Origin of the sequence: Lutispora sp. (genome assembly GCF_041687175.1) — a bacterium.
Lineage (GTDB): Bacteria > Bacillota > Clostridia > Lutisporales > Lutisporaceae > Lutispora.
Window position 1 is genome coordinate 1 of the sequence record NZ_JAWLCK010000157.1, and the last position, 5164, is coordinate 5164.

The 5164-nt window shown below is 37.8% G+C and carries 4 protein-coding genes, 2 tRNA genes and 1 riboswitch; of the genes, 1 reads left to right on the top strand and 5 read right to left on the bottom strand.

Annotated elements, in window-relative coordinates:
- Nucleotides 1-53: 53 nt before the first annotated feature.
- The 5 genes from metK to ACESM9_RS14230 all read right to left on the bottom strand — a co-directional run bounded on the left by metK (nucleotide 54) and on the right by ACESM9_RS14230 (nucleotide 4544).
- Nucleotides 54-1244 carry a methionine adenosyltransferase gene (metK, locus tag ACESM9_RS14210; protein WP_373000096.1) on the bottom strand — a complete coding sequence of 397 codons (1191 nt, stop codon included), beginning with the start codon at nucleotides 1242-1244 and terminating at the stop codon, nucleotides 54-56.
- Nucleotides 1245-1352: 108 nt separating this feature from the next.
- A riboswitch (SAM riboswitch) is annotated at nucleotides 1353-1450 on the bottom strand.
- 195 nt (nucleotides 1451-1645) lie between these two features.
- Nucleotides 1646-1730, bottom strand: a tRNA-Tyr gene (locus ACESM9_RS14215).
- 85 nt (nucleotides 1731-1815) lie between these two features.
- Nucleotides 1816-3450 carry a putative ABC transporter permease subunit gene (locus ACESM9_RS14220; protein WP_373000099.1) on the bottom strand — a complete coding sequence of 545 codons (1635 nt, stop codon included), beginning with the start codon at nucleotides 3448-3450 and terminating at the stop codon, nucleotides 1816-1818.
- Complete coding sequence (locus ACESM9_RS14225) at nucleotides 3434-4168, bottom strand: ABC transporter ATP-binding protein (protein WP_373000102.1); 735 nt, start codon at nucleotides 4166-4168, stop codon at nucleotides 3434-3436. The genes ACESM9_RS14220 and ACESM9_RS14225 overlap by 17 nt, the downstream gene beginning before the upstream one ends.
- 300 nt (nucleotides 4169-4468) lie before the next feature.
- Nucleotides 4469-4544 (bottom strand) — tRNA-Pro (locus ACESM9_RS14230).
- 198 nt (nucleotides 4545-4742) lie between these two features.
- Here ACESM9_RS14230 and yyaC point away from each other — a divergent pair.
- On the top strand, nucleotides 4743-5164 hold a 422-nt coding region (gene yyaC / locus ACESM9_RS14235; RefSeq protein WP_373000105.1), incomplete at its 3' end, for a spore protease YyaC.

Genomic DNA, 5164 nt, shown 5'->3' on the forward strand with positions numbered 1-5164 from the left:
AAAAAAATAAAGGTCGTTGCACATACCAGGTTTATGCAACAACCTTTATCTATTTATATTCCAGCTTCTTTTTTCAAAATATCTACTTTATCTGTTTTCTCCCAAGCTACGCCTAAATCAGTTCTGCCCATATGTCCATAAGCCGCCAGTTTCTTGTATATAGGCTTTCTCAAATCCAAGTCTCTTATTATTGCTGCAGGCCTTAAGTCGAAAACTCTATTTACTATTTCAGCTATCTTATCATCAGCAATTTTACCGGTGCCAAAGGTATCTATCATTACTGATACAGGCTTTGCTACTCCTATAGCATATGCAATCTGAACTTCGCATTTGGAAGCCAAGCCTGCAGCTACCACATTCTTAGCTACATATCTAGCTGCATAGGAAGCGGATCTGTCAACCTTGGTTGGGTCCTTGCCGGAGAATGCGCCTCCGCCATGTCTTGCATAGCCGCCGTAGGTGTCTACTATTATCTTTCTCCCTGTCAAGCCTGAATCTCCATGAGGTCCTCCAATTACAAATCTCCCGGTAGGATTGATAAAGTATTTTGTCTTCTCATCAAGCATATCTGCAGGTATTATAGGCTTAATAACATGTTCTATTATATCCCTCTCGATGGTGTCATGATCCACATCAGGGTGATGCTGGGTAGAAACCACCACTGTGTCAACTCTTACCGGCTTGTCATCTATATATTCAACAGTAACCTGGGTTTTGCCGTCAGGCCTTAGATAATCAAGTGTTCCATCCTTTCTTACCTGCGCAAGTCTTCTGGCTAATTTATGAGCTAGAGATATAGGCATAGGCATGAGTTCAGGAGTTTCATCGCAGGCAAAACCAAACATCATACCCTGATCTCCTGCACCTATGGCTTCAACCTCTTCTTCTGTCATTTCACCTTTTTTAGCCTCCAATGCCTTATCCACTCCAAGGGCTATATCAGGAGACTGCTCATTTATGGATGTGATTACACCGCAGGTTTCTGCATCAAAGCCAAACTTAGCGCGGGTATAACCTATCTCCTCCACTGTTTCTCTAACTATTTTCGGTATATCAACATAACATTGGGTGGTTATTTCACCCATAACCAAAACAAGTCCTGTTGTTGCACTGACTTCGCAAGCTACTCTGCCCATGGGGTCATTTTCCATTATGGCATCTAAAACCGCATCTGATATCTGATCGCAAACCTTATCCGGATGTCCTTCAGTAACAGATTCAGAAGTAAATAACTTTCTAATCATCCTATCTCCTCCTAATAAAAATATCTCCTTTGTGTAGTCCTATTATTCTCAAGACATAAAAAAAGCTTCTTCGATGAAGAAGCTCATTTTCATAAAGTTGAAAATCCATCCTCATCTTTCAGGATAAACCTGCAGGAATTGGCACCGCGCTCTTTGCCGGTTGCCGGGTTTCATAGGGCCCTTCCCTCCACCTCTCTTGATAAGGGTACTTATTATTCAATTCTAGAGTATATTAGCATATGTATCTAAAAATGTCAATAAGAAAGGCTTCCATTGGAAACATCAATAACAATCAAGGAAGCCTTTCTTGAAACCCATTACGGAAAGTTTATATTAAGGTAGAATTATACTTTCCTATGGGTTATAAAAAAGGCTTCCTGTTAGAAGCATTTTAAAAATAATGGTGGGGAAAGGTGGATTCGAACCACCGAAGTCTGAGACAACAGATTTACAGTCTGCCCCCTTTGGCCACTCGGGAATTTCCCCATATTCAATTGCCCATTTTTATCGGACAAAGACTATGATACATCATAGACATGGGTTTTGTCAACACCATTTTTACTGGAATTTATTACAGTTCATCAAACCATCTGCTGCCTTGATGAGCAGCAATTCTATAAATCAATATATCCAATAAGCCATAGAAAGCAAATAGCCCAATAAATATCTCTTTATAGCCCAGATTTAATAACAATATAGGAAGAAAGTTTAAAAATCCAAATGCTATGCTCATAAACATTATCAATACACCATTTATATTCTGCTTAACCGCTTTTTGTTCGTTATCCCAATTCAACTTGGGAAATTTTAAATCCAGCAATATTCCTAGATAATTAATAAAAACAGCTGAAGGTAAGCTTATCATGAGAGCCATTAATACCATATTTACAGGTAAGGAAAACAAAATCCAAACCACCGCTAAACCTATGATTATACCTGCAAGCCCCATCATCGTTCCTGACATAACCTTGGCATTTATGATGACCTTATAATTAACAGGCAAGTATTTTGATACATATAGGTTTTTCCCTTCTCTGGATATGGCGGTTGAAGAAATCATGTTGGTACCGCTTATAAACATTGCAGCACTGGCCACACCTGCTACAGCATATCTCAAAGCATTCGGGTTGCTAAGTTGTGCTACGGCGCTCCTAAACTGTTCTATCTCTCCCCCTTTTGTAAATATTGGTATCAAAATGAACACAGGCCAAAGGAAATTCATCAAAACGCAATTTAGAAAATATACCGGTGTTCTGAAAAGCAGTTTTAATTCTTTAATACAAAAAGCTATAAGATGACTTTTCCTTTTGTAAAGATTGGCTTTTGATGCTTTAGTCTTTCTGGAAGAGGCAGCTTCTGTCAATCCCACCACGCCTTTTAGATAAAGTTTATCACCTAAATATAAAAATATTCCTAAAAATATTCCCGCTCCAGCAATAGCAATTAGCATATTGCCCACAGAATAAATGAAGTCAGCGTGGTTTGTCAGCGCCAGGGTCATAAATCTATTAACTACAAAGATGTCTTGTGCTTTTGACAATACCGAATTATTACCCTGCTCAATTATTCTCATCATGTCTTCAGGGTTTGCCATAGACTGAGTAAAGTTTTGAATCAATAGGTTAAATCCTATTGCGATAATCATTGCCATAACGCCGGATAAAATTTTCATCCTATCTTTATTCTTAACAAACCGGAAACTTCTAATAACTAAAATATCTATAAGAGAAGCAAACACCAATGGTACTACAGGAAAGATTAGGTATGCCACAAACCCCATAATAACATAGGTTATATTGGCTCTATCCTTTATTCCATAGGCTATCAACACAGGAAGAAAAAACACCAGTTGAGTCACATATTCATATACCAATACTGTTGCAAACTTGGCTCCAAGTATTTGCCATGACTTAAAAGGCAGTGGGAGCAGCAGTTCAATATCATTGGAATAAAAGAAAGCTCCCATTATATAAAATATACCTAAAAAAAATGTTAATAAACTGACCATAGAAACTGTAAGCCATAATATGAGTCCTTGCTGACCAACAGGAGCCATTATATCGTATACTTCCCGTACCATTCGCCATTCTATGGCTGCCAGAGGCATCATGGATAAAGCAATTATTACCCCAATACCTGCTGTTTTTTTATTAAACTTTAAATTAGTTTTAAGCAAAACCCTTGCAAGTTTAAGCATCTTTTTCATTTTCCACCAACTCCAGAAACATTTTTTCCAAGGATTCATCGCCTTTAAAGTGATGTCTCATATCCTCCATGGAGCCATAAAATAATATTTTTCCCTTATTTATTATGGCTACCTTGGTACATATTTTTTCTGCTACATCCAGCACATGGGTAGAAAAGAACAGGGTTTTGTTCTTGGCTGCGTGCTCCTTCATCATCTCCTTGAGAATAAAAGAGGATTTAGGATCAAGGCCTGTCATGGGCTCATCTAATATCCAAACACTGGGTTCATGAATTAATGCTCCCATCAACACGATTTTTTGTCTCATACCGTGAGAATAGCCTTGGATCTCATCAAAAAGAGCTTCCGTCATTCCGAATCTTTCTGCCAGGCCGTCTATTCTTATTTTTCTGTCGTTCTCATCAACTTCATAAACATCAGCCATAAAATTAAGATATTCTATTCCCTTAAGCCTTAAGAACATATCTGGACTATCAGGAACAAAACCAAATTGTTTTTTTGCCTTGATAGGTTCTTTCTCAATATCAATTCCGTTGATTTTTATGCTGCCACTATCACTTCTCAAAATTCCAGTAATCATTTTTATTGTCGTTGTTTTTCCAGCTCCGTTAGGTCCCAGAAAGCCTACGATTTCTCCGTCAGGTATTAAGAGGCTTATATTATCTACAGCTTTATTTTTGCCCCCAAAAGTTTTTGACACATTGGTTATTTCAATCAAATTTATAACCCCCATATATTTAGATAATTATTTAAATATCTAAATAACATTTTATACTTCTTTTAATATTTTATCAATAAGGAAATACTTAATTCAAAGAAGTTTTTGTTGCGTTGCCTAGGGGATTCCTTTTCCGTCCTGTTACGTGTTTCGTGTTGCGAGTTACGAGTTGCTTAGGTATTCCTTTTAGGTCATTGTGATGAACATGGATTAACACGGCGGGATTTTTTTGAAACCACTAAAAGACACAAAAAACAAAAAACAAAGCACGATTTAAAAAATCGTGCTTATGATTCAAAATGGTCGGGGTGACAGGACTTGAACCTGCGGCCCCATGGTCCCAAACCACGTACGCTACCATCTGCGCTACACCCCGACGACACTATTAGATTATATACAAAATCTCAGAAGAATGCAAGAGGAAATTTATTCTTTCTATAAAAAATCTTTTTTTCTATAAATCCTGCTTAGATAATACCAAGCTGGCAATACAAAAAGAGTTCAAATCATATGTATAAATTAACCTTCCTGCCTATATACATGTTAATAAGCATCAACGGCAGGAGGGATTATATTGGAGGACAGCCCAAAAACCTTTTATTTTCAAAGAGATTCCCACATCGTATTGGCAGATTATCTCAACAGAAACATTAAAGGTCAATGTCTCGTATTCTGCATAGGCACCGATAGATACATAGGTGATTGTTTAGGCCCCCTCACAGGAACATTTCTCAGTAAGATGGAACTCAAAATCCCTGTATTAGGCACTCTGGAAAATCCTATCCATGCAGTAAATCTTACAAAACATATATATGAAGCAAGAAGAAACTATCCCAGGCATAAAATAATAGCTGTAGACGCCTGTCTTGGCAATGAAGATAGCATCGGCAGCATTCAAATAAAAAAAGGCCCCATACATCCAGGAAAAGGTGTAGGAAAGCGACTCCCACCTGTAGGTGATATATCTATAGTAGGCATCGTTGATTCCACCGAAGC